The 17,780-nt window shown below is 72.4% G+C and carries 18 protein-coding genes; 6 read left to right on the top strand and 12 right to left on the bottom strand.

Going from position 1 to position 17,780, the window contains the following annotated elements; all coding sequences use genetic code 11:
• The 6 genes from metX to ABT324_RS29110 all read right to left on the bottom strand — a co-directional run bounded on the left by metX (position 1) and on the right by ABT324_RS29110 (position 5,085).
• Positions 1–1,137 carry a homoserine O-acetyltransferase MetX gene (gene metX, locus ABT324_RS29135; RefSeq protein ID WP_351183960.1) on the bottom strand — a complete coding sequence of 379 codons (1,137 nt, stop codon included), beginning with the start codon at positions 1,135–1,137 and terminating at the stop codon, positions 1–3.
• Positions 1,134–2,450 (bottom strand): bifunctional o-acetylhomoserine/o-acetylserine sulfhydrylase, encoded by a 1,317-nt coding sequence (locus ABT324_RS29130; RefSeq protein ID WP_351183958.1) that lies wholly within the window; start codon positions 2,448–2,450, stop codon positions 1,134–1,136. Before ABT324_RS29130 ends, metX begins: the two co-directional genes overlap by 4 nt.
• Positions 2,451–2,636: 186 nt before the next feature.
• Positions 2,637–3,200, bottom strand: a complete 564-nt coding sequence (locus tag ABT324_RS29125) for an MFS transporter (protein ID WP_351183956.1) — start codon at positions 3,198–3,200, stop codon at positions 2,637–2,639.
• Positions 3,107–3,553 (bottom strand): 3-hydroxyacyl-CoA dehydrogenase NAD-binding domain-containing protein, encoded by a 447-nt coding sequence (locus ABT324_RS33445; RefSeq protein WP_502949815.1) that lies wholly within the window; start codon positions 3,551–3,553, stop codon positions 3,107–3,109. Before ABT324_RS33445 ends, ABT324_RS29125 begins: the two co-directional genes overlap by 94 nt.
• A 94-nt stretch (positions 3,554–3,647) precedes the next feature.
• Positions 3,648–4,499, bottom strand: coding sequence for a hypothetical protein (locus ABT324_RS29115; protein ID WP_351183954.1), 852 nt, complete (start codon positions 4,497–4,499; stop codon positions 3,648–3,650).
• Between the two features lie 211 nt (positions 4,500–4,710).
• Positions 4,711–5,085 carry an MmcQ/YjbR family DNA-binding protein gene (locus tag ABT324_RS29110; RefSeq protein WP_351183952.1) on the bottom strand — a complete coding sequence of 125 codons (375 nt, stop codon included), beginning with the start codon at positions 5,083–5,085 and terminating at the stop codon, positions 4,711–4,713.
• A gap of 293 nt (positions 5,086–5,378) precedes the next feature.
• On the opposite strand from ABT324_RS29110, the gene ABT324_RS29105 reads away from it, so the two are divergent.
• Both ABT324_RS29105 and ABT324_RS29100 read left to right on the top strand, forming a co-directional pair.
• The gene (locus ABT324_RS29105) at positions 5,379–5,594 is read left to right on the top strand and encodes an HC3 family zinc finger protein (RefSeq protein WP_351183950.1); all 216 of its coding nucleotides are present in this window, start codon (positions 5,379–5,381) and stop codon (positions 5,592–5,594) included.
• Positions 5,591–5,809, top strand: coding sequence for a hypothetical protein (locus tag ABT324_RS29100; protein ID WP_351183948.1), 219 nt, complete (start codon positions 5,591–5,593; stop codon positions 5,807–5,809). Before ABT324_RS29105 ends, ABT324_RS29100 begins: the two co-directional genes overlap by 4 nt.
• A gap of 45 nt (positions 5,810–5,854) precedes the next feature.
• Here the strand turns inward: ABT324_RS29100 and ABT324_RS29095 are convergent, their stop codons facing one another.
• From ABT324_RS29095 to egtA, 5 genes are all read right to left on the bottom strand, one after another.
• A complete protein-coding gene (locus tag ABT324_RS29095; protein WP_351183946.1) occupies positions 5,855–6,190 on the bottom strand; it encodes a hypothetical protein in 336 nt (111 codons plus the stop codon).
• A 131-nt stretch (positions 6,191–6,321) separates the two neighbouring features.
• Positions 6,322–7,293, bottom strand: coding sequence for an L-histidine N(alpha)-methyltransferase (egtD, locus tag ABT324_RS29090; protein WP_351183944.1), 972 nt, complete (start codon positions 7,291–7,293; stop codon positions 6,322–6,324).
• Entirely contained in the window at positions 7,293–8,045 is a 753-nt protein-coding gene (gene egtC, locus ABT324_RS29085; protein ID WP_351183942.1) for an ergothioneine biosynthesis protein EgtC, read from the bottom strand. Before egtC ends, egtD begins: the two co-directional genes overlap by 1 nt.
• Complete coding sequence (egtB, locus tag ABT324_RS29080) at positions 8,045–9,367, bottom strand: ergothioneine biosynthesis protein EgtB (RefSeq protein WP_351183940.1); 1,323 nt, start codon at positions 9,365–9,367, stop codon at positions 8,045–8,047. Before egtB ends, egtC begins: the two co-directional genes overlap by 1 nt.
• Before the next feature lie 19 nt (positions 9,368–9,386).
• A complete protein-coding gene (gene egtA / locus ABT324_RS29075; RefSeq protein WP_351183938.1) occupies positions 9,387–10,619 on the bottom strand; it encodes an ergothioneine biosynthesis glutamate--cysteine ligase EgtA in 1,233 nt (410 codons plus the stop codon).
• Between the two features lie 208 nt (positions 10,620–10,827).
• On the opposite strand from egtA, the gene ABT324_RS29070 reads away from it, so the two are divergent.
• From ABT324_RS29070 to ABT324_RS29060, 3 genes are all read left to right on the top strand, one after another.
• Positions 10,828–11,415, top strand: a complete 588-nt coding sequence (locus tag ABT324_RS29070) for a TetR/AcrR family transcriptional regulator (protein WP_351183936.1) — start codon at positions 10,828–10,830, stop codon at positions 11,413–11,415.
• A gap of 105 nt (positions 11,416–11,520) precedes the next feature.
• Positions 11,521–13,599, top strand: a complete 2,079-nt coding sequence (locus tag ABT324_RS29065; protein WP_351183934.1) for an FUSC family protein — start codon at positions 11,521–11,523, stop codon at positions 13,597–13,599.
• A gap of 82 nt (positions 13,600–13,681) precedes the next feature.
• Positions 13,682–15,196: an alpha/beta hydrolase gene (locus ABT324_RS29060; RefSeq protein WP_351183932.1), complete on the top strand. Its 1,515-nt coding sequence runs from the start codon at positions 13,682–13,684 to the stop codon at positions 15,194–15,196.
• Positions 15,197–15,245: 49 nt separating this feature from the next.
• Here the strand turns inward: ABT324_RS29060 and ABT324_RS29055 are convergent, their stop codons facing one another.
• Positions 15,246–16,721, bottom strand: a complete 1,476-nt coding sequence (locus tag ABT324_RS29055) for a peptide MFS transporter (protein ID WP_351183930.1) — start codon at positions 16,719–16,721, stop codon at positions 15,246–15,248.
• Positions 16,722–16,974: 253 nt separating this feature from the next.
• On the opposite strand from ABT324_RS29055, the gene ABT324_RS29050 reads away from it, so the two are divergent.
• Positions 16,975–17,535: a TIGR03086 family metal-binding protein gene (locus ABT324_RS29050; RefSeq protein ID WP_351183928.1), complete on the top strand. Its 561-nt coding sequence runs from the start codon at positions 16,975–16,977 to the stop codon at positions 17,533–17,535.
• Positions 17,536–17,780: the final 245 nt, after the last annotated feature.

Here is a 17,780-nt window from a genome sequence, read left to right as displayed (position 1 = left end):
TCAGCGGCCGAGCAGGTCGGTGACCAGCTGGCCGACCTGCTCGGCCTCGATCAGGAACCCGTCGTGGCCGTGCGGTGAGGTGATCGTGGCGAACTCGGCACCGAAGATCGCCGAGGCGAGCTCCCGCTGCTGCTCCAGCGGGAACAGCCGGTCGCTGTCGACTCCCGCGACGCGGGTGCGGGCGGTGATGCGGCGCAGCGCCGCGGGCGCCCCGCCGCGGCCGCGCCCGACGTCGTGGCCGGACATGGCCTGCGCGAGCAGGACGTAGCTCGCCGCGTCGAACCGGCGCGCCAGCTTGTCGGCGTGGTGGTCCAAGTAGGACTCGACGGCGTACCTGCCGCCGCGCCAGGGGTGTTCGCCGTCCTGGTGCTCGGTGCCGAACCGCTGCTCCAGCTCCTGCGGGCTGCGGTAGGTGATGTGCGCGATCCGCCGCGCCACCCCCAGGCCCGCGTGCGGGCCGCGGCCGTCCGGCAGGTCGTGGTAGTGCCCGCCGAGCCAGTCCGGGTCGCTGCGGATGGCCTGGACCTGCGCCGCCGACCAGGCGATCTGCTCGGCGGTGGCCACCGCGCAGCAGCTCAGCAGCAGGGCGGCGGAGACCCGCTCCGGGTGTCCCGCCGCCCATTCCAGCGCCCGCATCCCGCCGAAGGAACCGCCCAGCACCGCCGCCCACCGCTGGATGCCCAGCGCATCGGCGAGCTGCACCTCGGCCTGCACCGCGTCCCGCACCGTGACCGCCGGGAACCGCCCGCCCCACGGCCGCCCGTCAGGCGCGGTGGTCGCCGGGCCGGTGCTGCCCTGGCAGCCGCCGAGGACGTTCGGCGCGACCACGAACCAGCGGTCGGTGTCCAGCGCCCGCCCCGGACCGACCAGCGCGTCCCACCAGCCGGGGCTGGGGTGCCCCGGACCGGCCGGGCCCGCCACGTGGCTGTCCCCGGTCAGGGCGTGCAGGACGAGCACGGCGTTGGAGCCGTCGGCGTCGAGCTCGCCCCAGGTCTCGTAGGCGAGGTCGACCTGCGGGAGCACGCCGCCCGCCTCCAGCACCAGCGGTTCGGGCAGCCGGAACCAGCGGCGGCGACCGACCGGGTCCCCCGCCCGCCACGCGCCGGTGGCGGGCGGGGAACCGTGCGTCCGGGTCATCGTTCCAGCTCGGCCTTTGCCGCGCGGAAACCGGCTTCCAGGTCGGCCTCGAGGTCCTCCACCGCCTCGATGCCCACCGACAGCCGCACCAGGCCCGGGGTCACCCCGGCCAGCGCCTGGTCGTGCTCGCTGAGCTGGCTGTGCGTGGTGCTGGCCGGGTGCGCGATGAGGCTGCGCACGTCACCGATGTTCACCAGGTGGCTGAACAGCTCCACGCCGTCGACGAACGCGCGCCCGGCCTCGACTCCGCCGCGCAGCTCGAAGGAGACGATCGCGCCCGCACCGCCCGGCAGGTACTTCTGCCCGAGCTCGTACCACCGGCTGCCGGGAAGCCCCGCGTAGTGCACGGATTCGACCTCGTCGCGGGAGTTCAACCACTCGGCGAGCTGCTGGGCGTTGCGGACGTGCCGCTCGATGCGCAGCGACAGCGTCTCCAGGCCCTGCAGCAGCAGGAAGGCGTTGAACGGCGAGATGGCCGGGCCGATGTCGCGCAGGCCCTGCACCCGCAGCTTCGCGGCGAACGCGCCGTGGCCCAGGGCCGGCCAGTACTGCAGGCCGTGGTAGCTGGGGTCCGGCTCGACGAAGCCGGGGAACCGCTCGCTGTGCGCGCCGAAGTCGAAGGTCCCGCCGTCCACCACGATGCCGCCGACCGCGGCACCGTGCCCGCCGAGGTACTTCGTCGCCGAGTGCACCACGATGTCCGCGCCGTGCTCGATCGGCCGCAGCAGGTACGGGGTCGTCACCGTGTTGTCCACGACCAGCGGCACGCCGACCTCGTGCGCGACGTCGGCCACCGCCCGCACGTCCAGCACGTTCGAGCGCGGGTTGCCCAGCGACTCGCCGAAGAACAGCTTGGTGTTGGGCCGCGCGGCCGCCCGCCACGCCTCGACGTCGTCGGGGTCCTCGACGAAGCTGACCTCGATGCCCAGCTTCGGCAGCGTGTGCCGGAACAGGTTGTGCGTGCCGCCGTACAGCGAGGAGCTGGACACCACGTGGTCACCGGCCTGCGCCAGGGTGAGCACGGTCAGCGTTTCGGCGGCCTGCCCGGAAGCCAGCGCCACCGCCGCCACACCGCCCTCCAGCGCGGCCACCCGGTTCTCCAGGACTTCCTGGGTGGGGTTGTTGATCCGGGTGTAGATGTTGCCGGTTTCGCTGAGGTTGAACAGGTTCGCCGCGTGCTCGGTGTCGCGGAAGACGTAGGAGGTGGTCTGGTAGATCGGCACCGCGCGGGCCCCGGTGGTGGGGTCGGGCACTGCCCCGGCGTGCACCTGGAGGGTGTCGAAGGACCAAGCGGAACGGTCGTCAGCGCTCACGGGTGTTTCTCCTGGAGTGGGTGTGGATGTGCGCGGGCACGCCTGCGGTGCGGCACCGGAGGCGTGCGGGGACGGGCGGTGGGACCGCCGTGTGGCGGGGGCAGCGCTTATCGAGCGCAGCGGGGGATCAACACGCGGCGGCGGTCACGCGCACGAGGTCGACGTGCCGACGGGCAACCAAGCGGATCACGCCTCGCAGCGTATCGGGCGGCGCTGCCCGCGCAAGCCAGTCCACAATCCGGGAACACGGGGTGGGAAAACCCGTTCGGAGCAACAGAGTTCCGCGGCGGCGGCCACGGCGGTGCGCTGGCCCAACCTGCCGGTGGTGAGCAGCCCGACGGCACCGACGAGCGCACCGCAGCCCACCGTGATCCACCACGCGAGGTGGCTGGCGTGGCTGAACCCGGTGCTCATCGGCCCCTGGAGCTGGGTGGTCACCACGGTGGGCAGGACGGCGGCGCCGAGCGAGGCGCCGACCTGGCGGCAGGTGGAGGCGACCGCGGCGGCGACGCCCGCCTGGTCCGCGGGCAGGCCCGCGACCGCGGTGGCGGTGACCGGTGCGTTGAGCATGCCGAACCCGAGCCCGAACAACGCGCATCCCGCGATCAGCACGGGCAGCGGGGTGTCGTCGGCGAGCTGGGTGAACACCAGACCGCTCAGCACGAAACCCGCACCACTGACCAGCAACGGGATCCGCGGACCTCGCCCGCCGACCACCCGCCCGGCCAGGGGCGCGCACAGGACGGCCACCCACCGCCATCGGCAGGGTCAGCAGCCCGGCCTGCAGCGCTGGGAACCCACGCACCTGCTGGAGGTAGAGGGAGGTGAGGAACAGGAAGCCGGACAGCGCGGCGAACCCGCTGACCGCGGTGATCGCCGGCCACCACGAACCGCAACCGACCACACGCCAGGCCGGACCCGACCAGCTCGGCCATCCCCGGCTCCCGGAGCGTCTCCTGCCCCCGGGACAGCGCCTCCACCTTCGCCGCGTCGACGTCCGCGCACACCACCCGGTGGCCCGCCGAGGCCAGGCAGGCCGCCGTCGTCAGCCCGACGTACCCCGCGCCGATCACTGCGATCTTGATTCCACCCACCACGATCATCCCCTTCGCTCCCACGAGATCCGCGCCACCGGGCCGCCCTGCCCGGTGGCGCGGAGGTGAACTGCTGAACGACCTCCCCCGGCCCCCTTCGGCGCTACGCCCCGTGCGGGATCGCCCGGATCCCCGGGTACGGCGTCTCCTGCTCCAGGTAGTCCACGGCCTCGAACAGTCCGACCGCGTCCATCGGGAAGCGGGCCCCGGCCTCGGCGGCGAACAGGCACGGCAGCACCCGCTTGCGCTCGGCGGCACCAACCTCGCCGCTCTTGCGGATGTGCTTGTGGGTGTGGATGAGGATCGGCATGAACCCGCCGCCGAGGAAGCTGCCCTGCTGCAGGATCGCGCCACCGACGCAGTCGATCACCAACCCCTTGCCGAGGATGGAGTCGCGGCCCTGGTAGTAGTAGGACGGGTCGGACATGGTGCCGTGCTCGACGTGGAAGACACCGGCGGCCAGCCCGATGATCGACCGGCCGCTGATCCGCAGCACCGCGCGGTAGAAGTCGACCAGCACCGGGCGCACCTCGGCGTCGGGCAGCTTGAACTCCGGGCACAGCAGCGCGATGCGCATCAGCTCGGCCAGCGTCAGGTCCCCACCCGCCGTGTTGGGGAACTCCTGGTCCCAGGGCACCAGGTAGTCCGAGGGGGCGACCAGGTCGGTGCCGACGTCCTCGGCGATCAACCGCTCGGCCCCCGTTCCCGGGGCCGCCACCGGCTCGCCGAGGACGCGGGCGGCGACCAGGTACCGGCCCTCCAGCGCCTTCAGCTCGCTGGCGGTGCGCAGAAGGTCGATCCGCTCCCGCGGGCGGTCCGCGGTCCCGGCCAGGTCCGCGTAGAGCTGGCATGGATTGCGGCGCCCGGAGGTCCTTCTTCCTCCATCCCAGCCCGGTTGCGCCAGCGGCAGAAGTGCGAGGGCACACCGACCGGCGGCCGGTTCCAGCGATGTCACCACAATTCTGGGAATTCACCACCGCGCGAGCCCCCGTGAACCCCGCTTTCCGCAGGACTTTACCCAGCAGGTCCCGGGCGCCGCACCAGTTCGATCAAGATGCGGACGAACGGCCCCGGCGGGAGCGACCGAATGATGTACCCACCACGAATCCAGCAACGGGGATCCCCGGAAGTCTTCCGAATTCACCCCGCCTGGACGGGATCCGGGCTCAACCCCGTTCGCCGAGGGAGCGCCAGCGCAGCTTCTCCTGCTCCCGCTTGGGCAGGCCGGCGACCACCAGGTCGTAGGAGTCCTCGATCATGTCCCGGACCAGCTGGTCGGGCACCGACCCGTCGAGCGCGACGGTGTTCCAGTGCCGCTTGTTCAGGTGGTAGCCGGGGGTGATGGCCGGGTGGGTCAGGCGCAGCTGCACGGCCAGCTCCGGCTCGCACTTCAACGACACCCGCAGCGGTTCGGCGTCCAACCTGCTGAGCGCGAACATCTTGCCCGCCACCTTGAACACGCTGGTGGACTCGTCGAACGGGAACTCCTCCCGGGCGCCGGTCATCGCCAGGCAAGCGGCCTTGAGCTCCTGCGGTGTCATGCCGGGAACCTAACCCGCACCCCCGACACCGACGACCGGATCCCCCGCGCGCTGCCGGGTGTAGCCTGGCCCGGCTGGCCGCGCGCCGAGGCACCTCCCCCCAGTGGCCGAGGCACGCGGCCAGCTCGTCCCCCATCGTGATCACGCAGCGTGCCCACGGAACCCAGCACTGATCTCTTCGGGTGATCGGTGGGCGCGTTCAGCCCGACTTCGTTGGGCCGAACGGGTCAAGGTCGAGTGGTTGCCCGTCACCAGCCCCGCACGGGGCAGTCCCATTTGGCGGAGGTGGGAGGATGTTCCAACCCGAGCACCACTGGCAACCGGCGGCGCAACGCTGCCACGCGATCGCGGGGACGCTGCCCGCCGGGCCGCACCGCACCGGCGAGCGGCTCACGACGCTGTGCGCGCGGCACGTCACCGCCGCCGAGCCAACCGCGCTGAACTGGCTGTGGCCGACGTGCGAGGAGTGCCTGCGCGCGGCGGGCCGGGTGCCGGGGGCCGAGCCGTGACCCGCACCGTGGCCGTCCGGTACGCCTTCGGGATCGTCGGGGAGGCCAGCCGCGAGGCGCACCTGGCGACCGCGCCGGGGACCGGGGTCCCGGCCGCGTGGCGGACCTTCTGCGGCGTGGAGATCCCGGCGCACGAGGCGGAGGTGTCCGACCGGCCGGCTGGCATGCCCTGCGTCTGCTGCCTGACCAACCTCACCCGCTCGATCACGTGGTGAAGGGCGCCGCGCGACCTCGTCGCGCAGCGCCCTCCGGTCCGGGCCTCAGCTCGCGAAGATCACCGAGCGGACCAGCACCGCGCGGGGTGCGGTCTGACCCGGCTGCAGGACGAAGTAGGTGTCGGTGGCGCAGTCGGCGTCCAGGAAGACCACGGCCGTCGCGTCCGTCCCGTTGTGCACCCGGTACGCCGGGCTGCTCTCCGGTACCGGGAGCCGGTGGCAGGTGCGGTCGGCCGGGTCGCTGATGGTGCTGGTGTACTCCCGTCCCTGGTACTGGGCCGCGTAGTAGAACTCGCCCTCCGCGGCGAGTGCGGAACCCGGCAGCGACAGCAGCATCCCAGCAGCACCGAGAGCGGCGGCGGCAGTCGCACGAAGGCGCATCGGTTCGTCCTTTCCTGGCGGATTGCGGAATCGCAGGGGCAATCCTGCGCCACGGCGCGCCCACCGCCATTCCGATCACCCGCCCGTGAGGTGATCCGCCCAGGGATGTTCACCCGGTCCGTTGGGCCCGCTCAGCGCGCCACCGCCAGCGACAGGGCGAAGTCGCCCGCGTCGTCGAGCCACCACTGCCGCAGCTCGAACCCGGCGGCGGTGAGCTCGTCACGGACCCGGTTCTGACGGAACTTCGCCGAGATCTCGGTGCGGATCTCCTCGCCCGCGGCGAAGTCCGCGGTCAGCACCAGGTCGGCGAGCTCGACCCGCATCGGCCGCTCGGCCCGCAACCGCATCTCGATCCACTCCTGCTCGGCGTTCCACAGCGCGACGTGCTGGAACTGCTCGGGTGCGAAGTCGGCGCGCAGCTCGCGGTTGAGAACCCGCAGCACGTTGCGGTTGAACTCCGCGGTCACGCCGCTGGCGTCGTCGTAGGCGCGGACCAACCGGTCCGGGTCCTTCACCAGGTCGGTGCCCAGCAGCAACCACTCCCCCGGCTGCAGCGCGGCGCGGACCGAGGCGAAGAAGTCGGCGCGCTCGGCCGGGAGCAGGTTGCCGATGGTGCCGCCCAGGAACGCCACCAGCCGGTCGGTTCCGGCGTCCAGGGCGGTGAGCCCGCTGGTGAAGTCGTCGACCACCCCGCGCACCTGCAGCTCCGGGTAGTCCACCGCGATGGCGTCCACCGCGGCGCGCAGCGCGGCTTCGGAGACGTCCAGCGGCACGAACCGGCGCAGCGTGCCCTGCTTGCGCAGTGCGTCGAGCAGCAGCCGGGTCTTCTCCGACGACCCCGACCCGAGCTCCACCAGCGTGCCCGCCCCGGTGAGCTCGGCGATGTCCAGCGCGGTGCGCTGCAGGATCTGCTGCTCCGCGCGGAACTGGTAGTACTCGGGCAACTCGGTGATCCGCTCGAACAGCTCGCTGCCCGCTGCGTCGTAGAACCACTTGGGCGACAACCACTTCGGGTCCTCGGCCAGTCCGGCCCGCACGTCGGCGCGCAGCTCGCGGGCCGCGTCCTCGGCGGTGAACCGCACGATCAGCTCCGGTTCGCTCATCACTCCCCCATCCCGGCCAGCGGCCGCACCTGGACATCGTGGACGTCGGCGACGACCAAGCTCCGGTCCGGAACTTCGCGCCACCCCGCCCGCGGGCCGAACGGTTCGGACGCGACGGTCACCGCTGCGGGCTCCCGGCGCACCCACAGCGAGTGCGTCCAGGTGGTGGCCACCAGCCGGTCGCCGTCGCTGAACAGCAGGTTGAGCCGCGAGTCCGGGGCTGCGGCGACCACTTCGCCCACCAGCTCCGACAGCGCCTCCGCGGGCTCGGCCCCGTCGAGCACCCGCTGCCGCAGGACCGCCCACAGCAGCGCCGAATCGGTGGCGGCCTGCAACGTCAGCAGGTCGACCACGTCCAGCCGCGCGGCCAGCTTGGCCACCGAATCCGGCCAGCCGGTGACCCGTCCGTTGTGGCTGAACAGCCGGGTGCCGTCGGTGAACGGCGCGCACGCGGCGGGCACCACCGGCATCCCGACGGTGGCCGAACGCACCGCGGCGACCACCGCGCCGCTGCGCACCTCGCGGGCCACCTCCCGGAAGGACTGGTCGGTCCACATCGGAACCGCCGCCCGGTAGCTGCCGGTGGACCCGTCCGCGCGGTACCAGCCCACGCCGAACCCGTCGGCGTTGATGGTGCCGCCGCCGCGCATGTCGGCGGGCGCCCAGGTCTGCTCCAGCAGCGAGTGCTCGGGTTCCAGCAGCAGCTCGTCCAGCGCGACCGGCGGGCCCAGGTACCCCACGTGGCGGCACATCAGCGCTCCTCCGCCCGCGGGGAGCGGGCGCAGCGGAACCCGGCGAAGATCTGCCGGCGGATCGGGTAGTCCCAGTTGCGGAAGGTGCCCCGGCAGGCGGCCCGGTCGGTGCCGAACGAGCCGCCGCGCAGCACCTTGTACTCCGGCCCGAAGAACACCTCCGAGTACTCGCGGTACGGGAACGCCGCGAACCCCGGGTAGGGCAGGAAGTCGGAGGCCGTCCACTCCCACACGTCACCGATGAGCTGGCGCGCCCCGCAGGGCGCGGCACCGGCCCGGTAGGCCCCGGCGGGTGCCGGTCGCAGGTGCCGCTGGCCGAGGTTGGCGTGCTCGGGGCGCGGGTCGTCGTCACCCCACGGGTACCGGCGCGACCGGCCGCTGCCGGGGTCGAACCGGGCGGCCTTCTCCCACTCCGGCTCGGTGGGCAGCCGCTTGCCCGCCCACGCGGCGTAGGCCTCGGCCTCGTGGAAGCTGACGTGCACCACCGGTTCGTCCGCGGGCACCGGTTCGAGGTGGCCGAAGCGGCGGCGCAGCCACCGGTCCCCGTCGCGCTTCCAGAACAGCGGTGCCCGCAGGTCGGCGCGCTGGCGGTGCGCCCAGCCCGCCTCGCTCCACCACCGCGGGTCGTCGTAGCCACCGGCGTCCATGAAGGCCAGGTACTGGCCGTTGGTGACCGGGGTGGTGTCCAGGTAGAAGTCGTCCACGTGCACCTCGTGCGCGGGCCGTTCGTTGTCCAGCGCCCACGGTTCGGTGGAGGTGCCCATGGTGAAGCTCCCGCCGGGCACGAGCACCTCGGGCGGCAGGACGTCCACATCGGACGGTGGCGGGGCGGCGCTCAGCGCGGGCGGTCCCTTGCGCAGCTGGTGGGTGGCCAGCATCGTCTCGTCGTGCTGCTGCTCGTGCTGCACGATCATGCCGAAGGCGAAGGCCCGGTCGACCAGCCGCCGCCCCTCCAGCGGGGTGCGCTCCAGCAGGTCGAAGACCTTCTCGCGCACCGTGCCGACGTAGTCTCGGGCCTCGGCCGGGCCCAGCAGCGGCAGCTGCGGGCGGTCGGCGCGCGGGTGCTGGAAGGCGTCGTAGAGGTCGTCGATGTCCGGGCGGACCGCCTCCCGGCCGCCGACGTCGCGCACCAGCCACAACTCCTCCTGGCTGCCCACGTGCGCCAGGTCCCACACCAGCGGGGACATCAGCGGCGAGTGCTGCCGGACGAGGTCCTCGTCGTCGACCGCGTCGGTCAGCTCGGCGCTGCGCTGCCGGGTGCGGGCCAGCTCGGCCGCCACGTGCGCGCGCAGGTCGTCGTCGCTCAGCTCTACCAGGTTCACCGGTACCTCCGGGAGAAGATCAGCGATCACCGGCCGCGGCGAGGCGCCGCGCCACGAAATCGGCCAGCCGACCGGACATCCCCGCTGGGACGTCCGGCCCCTCGAGCAGTCGGCAGGCCAGCTCGAAGACCTCCGCGGCGACGTGCGCCAGGGGCTGGTCGCGCAGGCCGTGCCGCGCCGCGTGCACCCAGCGGCCCACCGCCGGGGCGGTCAGCGCCAGCACCTCGTCCACGGTGGCCTCTTCGCGGAAGAGGGCGATCAGGGCAGCGGCCGGGAGCATCCAGCCGTCGCCGGGTTGCGCGTCCAGGTAGCGGACCTCCAGGTATCCGCGCGGCCGGACGGGCGGGAACACCGTGGTCAGGTGGTAGTCGAGGTCGTCGCGGGTGGGCGGGCCGGGCAGGGCGCCGTGGATCCACTCCGCGAAGCTGATCCCGTTGGGCGCGGTCCAGTCGTCACCGTCGCGGCGCAGGCAGACCACCGAGGTGTCGAGCATGCGCTTGGCCCAGCTGCCCGCCGGGTCGGCGGTGATGGTGGCCGGTCGGGTGCGCGGCGGGTCGGTGCGCAGCAGCGCGCGGGTGCGGGTCGACACCCAGCCGGTGCGCTCACCGAACAGCTGCGGCGAGTTGGCGAAGGTCGCCATCATCACCGGTCCGAGGGCGTGCAGCGCGCTCCAGCGGGCGGCCACCCGGTCGGGTTCGCCCGCGTCGAGGCACACCTGCACCCCGGCGGTGCTGCACATCATCAACCGACCGTCCAGGCCGATGCGGTCGAAGGCCGTCTCCATCGCCGCGTAGCGCGGCACCCGCAGGATCCGCCGGGGGTGCCGCCACGGGTCGGTGCCCTGGTCGCCGAGCACCAGCCCGGCGCGGCCCAACCGGCGCGCCACGTGCGCGGCGTCGGCGGCGACGACGGTGAACAGCGAGCGCATGGACGTGGTGGGGCGGCTGGAGACCTCGACCTGGCCGCCGGGTTCGACGGTGAGCACCGAGCCGTTCGGCAGCGGGCGGTGCGGGCTGTCCGGGACCAGGGAGCGGGGCGCGTGGGCGCCGAGCGCGGCGATGAGCGTCGCGGGGTCGAGCGGTCGAGCTGGGTCTTCCTCGTGGTGCACGGTCCATTCGAGTTCGATGCCCATCAGCCGCGGGGGGCCGTGCTTGAAGCAGACCGAGGCCACGTAGGCCTCGGCCTCCGCTCGGGTCCGCACCCGGGAGGTCGGGAAATCAGCGGCTGCAGGATCGGTCGACACCGGAGACATGATCACCGCCCGTGATTGGCCGGTTACCGACGCTACCGCGCACCCCCGGTGGTCGCGACCCTTGTTCTCGGACCCGCCAACTGCTAACGGTGTTCGGGGGTTGCCGCGCGCGACCACCTGATCGGACGCTCGCCCGGCAGGTGGGACGTTCCCAGCAAAACGTACGTACGGATTGCAATTCGCGGGGGCGACCTGGGACGATCAGGATATGCCTCGGGTCAGCCAGGACCACCTCGACGCCCGGCGCCGTCAGATCCTCGACGGCTCCCGGTCGTGCTTCGCGCGCTTCGGCTACGAAGGCGCCACCGTGCGCCGCCTGGAGGAGGCGACCCAGCTCTCCCGCGGCGCGATCTTCCACCACTTCAAGGACAAGGAGTCGCTGTTCCTCGCCCTCGCCGAGGACGACGCGACCCGGATGGCCGACGTGGTCGCCGAGCAGGGCCTGGTGCAGGTGATGCGCAACCTGCTCGACGCCTCCAACGGCTCGCCCGCCCTGGGCGCGGACTGGCTGGGCACCCGGCTGGAGGTGTCCCGTCGGCTGCGCACCGACCAGGAGTTCCGGGAGCGCTGGGCGCAGCGCTCGGAGCAGCTCACCGCCGCCACCCGGGCCCGCCTGCAGTGGCAGAAGGACGCGGGCAACCTGCGCGACGACGTCGACATCGACGTCCTGACGGCCTACCTCGAACTGGTCCTGGAGGGCCTGCTCTCCCACCTGGCCATGGGCCTGCCCGCGCAGCACCTGAGCCCGGTGCTGGACCTGGTCGAGGAGAGCGTCCGCCGCCACCGCACCCACTGAGGCGCGCTCCCCCCCCCCAGCGCCCGCCTGGCCGCCACCACCGAGCGCCGAACCGGCGTAACCTCGCAAGCCCGATCAGCTGAGCGCGAAGGAGCCCGCGGCGCAATGTGGAGCGAGTGGTGGAATCGCTTCCTCGCCTCGGACCCGGCCATGCGCAGGCTGCGCACCGCGACGCGGGTGGTGCTCGCGGTCGCGCTCACCACCGCCGCGGTGCTGCCGGTGCTGGCCTGGTGGGGCCAGCCGCTGCCGCTGGCGATGATCGGCGCGGTGGTGGCGATCAACTCCTCGCTCGGGGTCAACGACCCGGAGCGGCGCCAGCAGCAGGTCACCACCCTGTTGATGCCGCTGCCGGTGACCGCCGCGCTGCTGCTGGCGATGCTGACCGCAGCCTGGCCGCTGGTGCACACCCTGCTGTTCCTGGTGGTGATCTTCGCCGCGGTCTACGTCCGGCGCTTCGGCCCGCGCTACTTCCCGCTGGGCATGGTCGCGTTCATGGGCTACTTCTTCGCGATGTTCCTGCGACCGCAGCTGCCCCAGCTGCCCGCGCTGTTCGCGGCCTCGGTCGCCGGGGCGCTGGCCGCGTTCGCGCTGCGGTTCCTGGTGCTGCGCGACGATCCCGAAGGGGTGCTCGAACGCGGCCACCGGACGCTGCGCGCGCAGGTGCACGGCCTGCTGCACGCGGTGCGCGACGTCGCCGAGCACCCCGGGTCAGTGGCCCGGCGGCGCGAGCTGAACAACCGGTCGGTCCGGCTCAACGAGACCGCGCTGATGCTCGAAGGTGCCGTCGGCCAGCTCGACTCGCTCGACGAGACCGGCCGCGAGCGGCTGCGCCAGCGCGTCCTCGACGTGGAGCTGGCCGCCGAGAACCTGCTCACCCCGCTGCTGCGGCTGGTCGACCACCCCAGCGGCGGCGACACCGTGCCGCACGCGGTCGGCGCGCTGCTGGCGGTGCTGCGCGCCGACCCGCGGGAGCTGCGGGAAGCCAGCCGGCTGGTCGCCGAGCGAATCGAGCAGGAGGGGTCGGTGGCGGTCGCGATGGCCGTGCGGCGGCTGGGCACCTGCCTGACCGACCTGGCCACCGCCACCGGCGAGCTCGAGGACCAGCGCGCCGAGGTGGGCGAACCGGCACCTGCCGAGGAGCCCGGCACCACCGAGCCGGGCGAGACCGGTCTGCAGCGGCCGGAAGTGCGGATGGCAGTCCAGGTGACCTGCGCGGCCGCGCTGGCCATCGTGCTCGGCGAGCTGGTCTCGCCGAACCGGTGGTACTGGGCGGTGATCACCGCGTTCGTGGTGTTCATCAGCACCAACAGCCGCGGCGAGCTGCTGGTCCGGGCGTGGCAGCGCACCGCGGGCACGGTGCTGGGGGTGCTGGCGGGCAGCCTGCTCGCCGCGCAGATCTCCGGGCACCTGGCCGCCGAGATCGCCACGATCCTGGTCTGCGTGTTCCTCGGCTTCTACTTCGCCGGGTTCTCCTACGCGGTGATGACCTTCTTCATCACCACCCTGCTGGGCGCCCTCTACGGCATGCTCGGCACCTTCGACGCCACCGTGCTGGAGACCCGGCTGTGGGAGACCGCGGTCGGGGCGACCGCCGGGGTGCTGGCCGCGGTGTTCGTGCTGCCCACCCGCACCCGGTCGCTGGTGCGCACCAACACCGAGGACTTCCTGCTGGTGCTGCGGGACTTCCTGCGCAGCACCGGGACCGAGCTCAGCGAGCGCGGCGAGGTCACCGGCATGCAGGAGTCGATGCGCGAGCTCGACGACGGCCTGCAGCGCGTGGTCCGCAGCGCCCGGCCACTGACCTCCTACCGGCTGCGGTCGCGCCGCAGCCAGGTGCAGCGGAGCGTGACGGTGCTCAGCGGCTGCGCCTACTACGTGCGCAACCTGGCGGTCGCGCTGTCGGCCGCGGCGGGCATGGTCGACGCCGACACCCGCGACCGGCTCGCCGAGCTGCTGTGGGCGCTGGCCGACGCGGTGGAGTCGATGACCGGCGAGGCGCAGGTGGGCTTCGAGGCGGCGATGGACTCCGCGCACCGCACGGCCGACTCGCTGCACGACATCGCCGAGTCGCTGACCGACGGCCCGACCTCACTGCACCGCGCGGTCCGCTGGCTGGATCGCACCAGCCAGATCATCGAGGACCTGGCCCGCGAGCTCGGCGTCGCCACCGAGCAGCGCGCCTGACCGACGGCGAGGCTCCCGGGTTGCCGGGCGCTGATCGAATACTCTCCGGATCTGTCCGACCCCGCTCGGTGAGGAGAACTCGTTGAAGCGCTCGTTCGCACTCGGCCTGGCCGGCGCCGTGGTGCTCGCCAGCACCGCGGTCGCCGGGATGACCGCGCAGGCCGCCCCCGGCCTGCAGTTCGGGCCGTGCCCAGAGGACGTCAGCACGCCCTACCCGCAGTTGCAGTGCGCCGAGTTGCAGGTGCCGCTGGACCACCGCGACCCCGGCGGCGAGCAGCTGACCCTACTGGTGTCCAAGCAGCCCGCCCGCAAGCCCGAGGCCCGGCGCGGGGTGCTGCTGATCAACCCCGGTGGCCCCGGTGGGCCGGGCGTCGGGTTCGCCGGAGCGCTGGCCCCGATGCTGCCCGGTCCGGTGCTCGACAGCTACGACCTGATCGGCCTGGACACCCGCAACACCGCGCACAGCACGCCGATCACCTGCGTGGACCCGGCGACCTACTGGAAGACGCCGTTGCCCGACCCGGACTCGCCGCAGGCCCGCGAGCAGAACTGGCAGCGCGCCCAGCAGTACGCCGACGGCTGCCAGCAGCGCGCCGGGAAGTACCTGCCGCACCTGACCACGCCGAACAACGCCCGGGACATCGACCGGGTGCGGGAGGCGCTCGGCGAGGAGAAGATCAGCTACCTCGGCTACTCCTACGGCAGCTACCTGGGCGCGGTGTACGGGCAGCTGTTCCCCGAGCGGGTGGACCGGATGCTGCTGGACAGCGTGGTCAACCCGGACACCTCGGAGGTCTGGTACCGCAACAACCTCAACCAGGACATCGCCGCCCAGGAGCGGCTCGGGCAGTACTTCGACTGGATCGCCCAGCACGACCAGGCCTTCCACCTGGGCACCGAGCGCGCCCAGGTGCAGGCGGCGTGGGAGGGCGTGCAGGCCGAGCTGCGCCGGGCCCCGCGCGGCAACCTGGGTCCTGCGGAGTTCATCGACATCACCTTCAACGCGCTCTACGGCGAGAGCACGTGGCAGGAGCTGGCCGAGGGGCTGGCCGACTTCCACCTGCGCCACGACGACGGCAAGCTCGTCGGCCAGGTCGAGCCCAAGGACGAGGTCGCCGAGAACGGCAACGCCATCTACAACGCGGTGGAGTGCGTGGACGCGCCGTGGCCGACCCGGCGCGCGGAGTGGGAGCGCGACGCCGAACGGCTGGCCGCCGACCACCCGCTGGCCGCCTGGTACAACAGCTGGACCGTGGCGCCCTGCCGGTCCTGGCACGCGCCCGCGCAGCAGCCGCTGGCGATCACCGGCGAGGACCTGCCGCCGATCCTGCTGATCAACTCCGAGCACGACGTGGCCACCCCGTTGCGCGGCGCGCAGGAGATGCACCGCTCGCTGCCGTCCTCGGTCCTGGTCACCGAGCGGGACGCGGGCAAACACGGGGTGTGGGCCGTGGCGGGCAACGCCGAGGTCGACCGCATCGGCTCCGACTACCTGGTCAACGGGGTGCTGCCGCCGGAGGACGTGGTCGTGCCCGGCCACCCCGAGCCGGACCCCGCGGCACCGCAGGCCGCGCCGAAGACGCTCGACCTGCGCTGAGCACGGTGGCGGCCGGGCCCGCACCGGACCCGGCCGCCGCTCGACCAGCTCAGAGCACGCCGTGCATCTTGCGCTTGATGCCCTTGGCGAAGACCAGGAGCAGCACGGCGCAACCGATGGTGGCCAGGCCGACGATGGCGAAGTAGACCTGCTGGTTGTCCACCGAGTAGAGCTTCACCACCTGGGCGCCCAGGCCCTGCCCCATCGCCGGGGCCAAAAAGTACAGGCCCATGGTCTGGGAGGCGAAGACCTTCGGCGCCAGTTTGGTGCTGGCCGACAGGCCCACCGGCGAGAGCAGCAGCTCACCGACGGTCATGATCACGAACACCAGCGCCAGCATCAGCGGCAGGTGCTTGTCGCCGCCCACGACGACCTTCGACAGCACGACCCACAGGAAGGCGACACCGACGAAGAACACACCGCCGACGAACTTCTGCGGGGTGCTCGGCTGCCGGTCGCCCAGCTTCAGCCACAGCGCGGCCATCACCGGGGCGAGGATGATGATCGTCGCCGAGTTGATGGACTGGAACCACGAGGCCGGGACCTCGAAGCCGAACACCTGCAGGACGGTGTCGGCCTCGGCCAGGTTGGCCAGGGTGTTCGGCTGCTGCTCGAACAGCAGGAAGAACAGCGCGGTGGCCAGGAACAGCGGGATGTAGGCGACCAGCCGGTCCCGCTCGACGCTGGTGATCTGCTTGCTGGACAGCATCACCGCGAAGTACACGACCGGCAGCACCGCGGAGATGATGCTGACCACGTTGACCAGGCCGTCCAGGCCCAGCGCCCCGGACACCGACAGGCCGCCGAGCACCACCACGAACAGCGCGGCGATGCCGACGACGCGGCCCAGGACGCGGCCCTTGTGCTCCGCGGGCAGCGGGTTGACCGGCTTGGCCCCGGCCGAGCCGAGGTTCTTGCGCCCCATCGAGTACTGGACCAGGCCGATCGCCATGCCCACGGCAGCGGCGCCGAAGCCCCAGTGCCAGCCGACCCGCTCCCCGAGCGTCCCGGCGACCAGCGGCGCGAGCAGGCCACCCAGGTTGATGCCCATGTAGTAGATCGAGAAGCCCGCGTCGCGCCGGGTGTCGTCGTCGCTGTAGAGACCACCGACCAGCCCGGACACGTTCGGCTTGAGCAGGCCGGTGCCGATGACCAGCAGCACCAGGCCGAGCACCACGGTGGGGACACCACCGGGCAGCGCCAGGCAGATGTGCCCGAACATGATCACGACGCCGCCGTAGAACACCGCGGCCTGCGCGCCCATGACCCGGTCGGCCAGCCAACCACCGACGACGCCGGTCATGTACACCGAGGCACCGTAGATGCCCACCACCGACAGCGCGGTGGATTCCGGGATGCCCAGGCCGCCGTCAGCGACCGCGGCGTACAGGTAGTACGCCAGGATCGCCCGCATGCCGTAGTAGGAGAAGCGCTCCCACATCTCGGTGAAGAACAGCGTCGACAGGCCGCGGGGGTGTCCGAAGAACCCCTTCTGCGGTGCGTCCGCAACCGTGGGTGAACTCACGATCACGTCCTCTCGTTGGCCAGGCGGCGATGACCGCCTCCGGTTGTGCCGCGCGATTGGTTACTCGCACGTAAGAAACTGCTCGGCAGGTTACGACTCCCCGGAGTGGCCCAGACCACCGGGGCGTAAAACCGCCTCCCGCACGCGCGACACAGCGCTGCACCGCAGTCACACTGGGAGCCCACTAGCTGCGGATCCGCGCACCCCGGCGGCCGCCGCGTGACCGGATTCACACCAGCACCCAGGAGGAATCGTGCAGTTGTTGGCGGCTCACCGCACAGCGATGGCGGAGTTCGACACCCGCGTTCAGCAGATCGAGGCGTCGCAGTGGGACAACCCCACCCCGTGCACCGAGTGGAACGTCCGCGACCTGCTCAACCACTTGGTCAGCGAGCAGCTGTGGGCACCGTGGCTGCTGGACGGGGCCACCCTCGACGAGGTGGGCGACCGCTTTGACGGCGACGTGCTGGGCAGCGACCCGGTCGGCGCCTGGGACGAGGCCGCCGCCGCGGCGCGGCGGGCCTGGGACGCACCGGGGGCGACCGAGGGAGAAGTGCACGTCACCGGCGGGGTCATCCCGGCCGTCGACTACGGCTGGCAGATGACCACCGACCTCGCGGTGCACGCCTGGGACCTGGCCCGCGGCATCGGCGCGGACGAGCGGCTGGACCCCGAGCTGGTGGCCGAGCTGCACACCGTGCTGGCCCCGCAGGTGCCTGCCTGGCAGGGCATGGGGATCTTCGCCGCGCCGCGCGAGGTGCCCCCGGGCGCCGACGAGCAGACCAGGCTGTTGGCGCTGCTCGGCCGCTCGTGACGGCGTTGTTCCCGTTGGCGCGCAACCGATCACGGTACAATCGGCGGACGAGTTTTCGTCTTTTTCCGAGGAGTGACGGTTTCGGTGCCTGCGGCACAGTCGGCTGAGGGTGGTAGTACCGGGCCGGGGTGTGGTCCCGGCGTTGGTGTGGTGGTGTGTGGTTGCCGGTGGGGTGGCCGGTGATGGGTGTGGTGTGGGCTGTGTTGGGTGTGGTGTTCGTGGGTGTGTTGACGGTGGGGACGGGG

The organism is Saccharopolyspora sp. NPDC000359, from assembly GCF_040300525.1.
In the GTDB taxonomy this organism is placed as follows: domain Bacteria; phylum Actinomycetota; class Actinomycetes; order Mycobacteriales; family Pseudonocardiaceae; genus Saccharopolyspora.
This window is presented reverse-complemented; position numbering and strand designations above follow the sequence as displayed.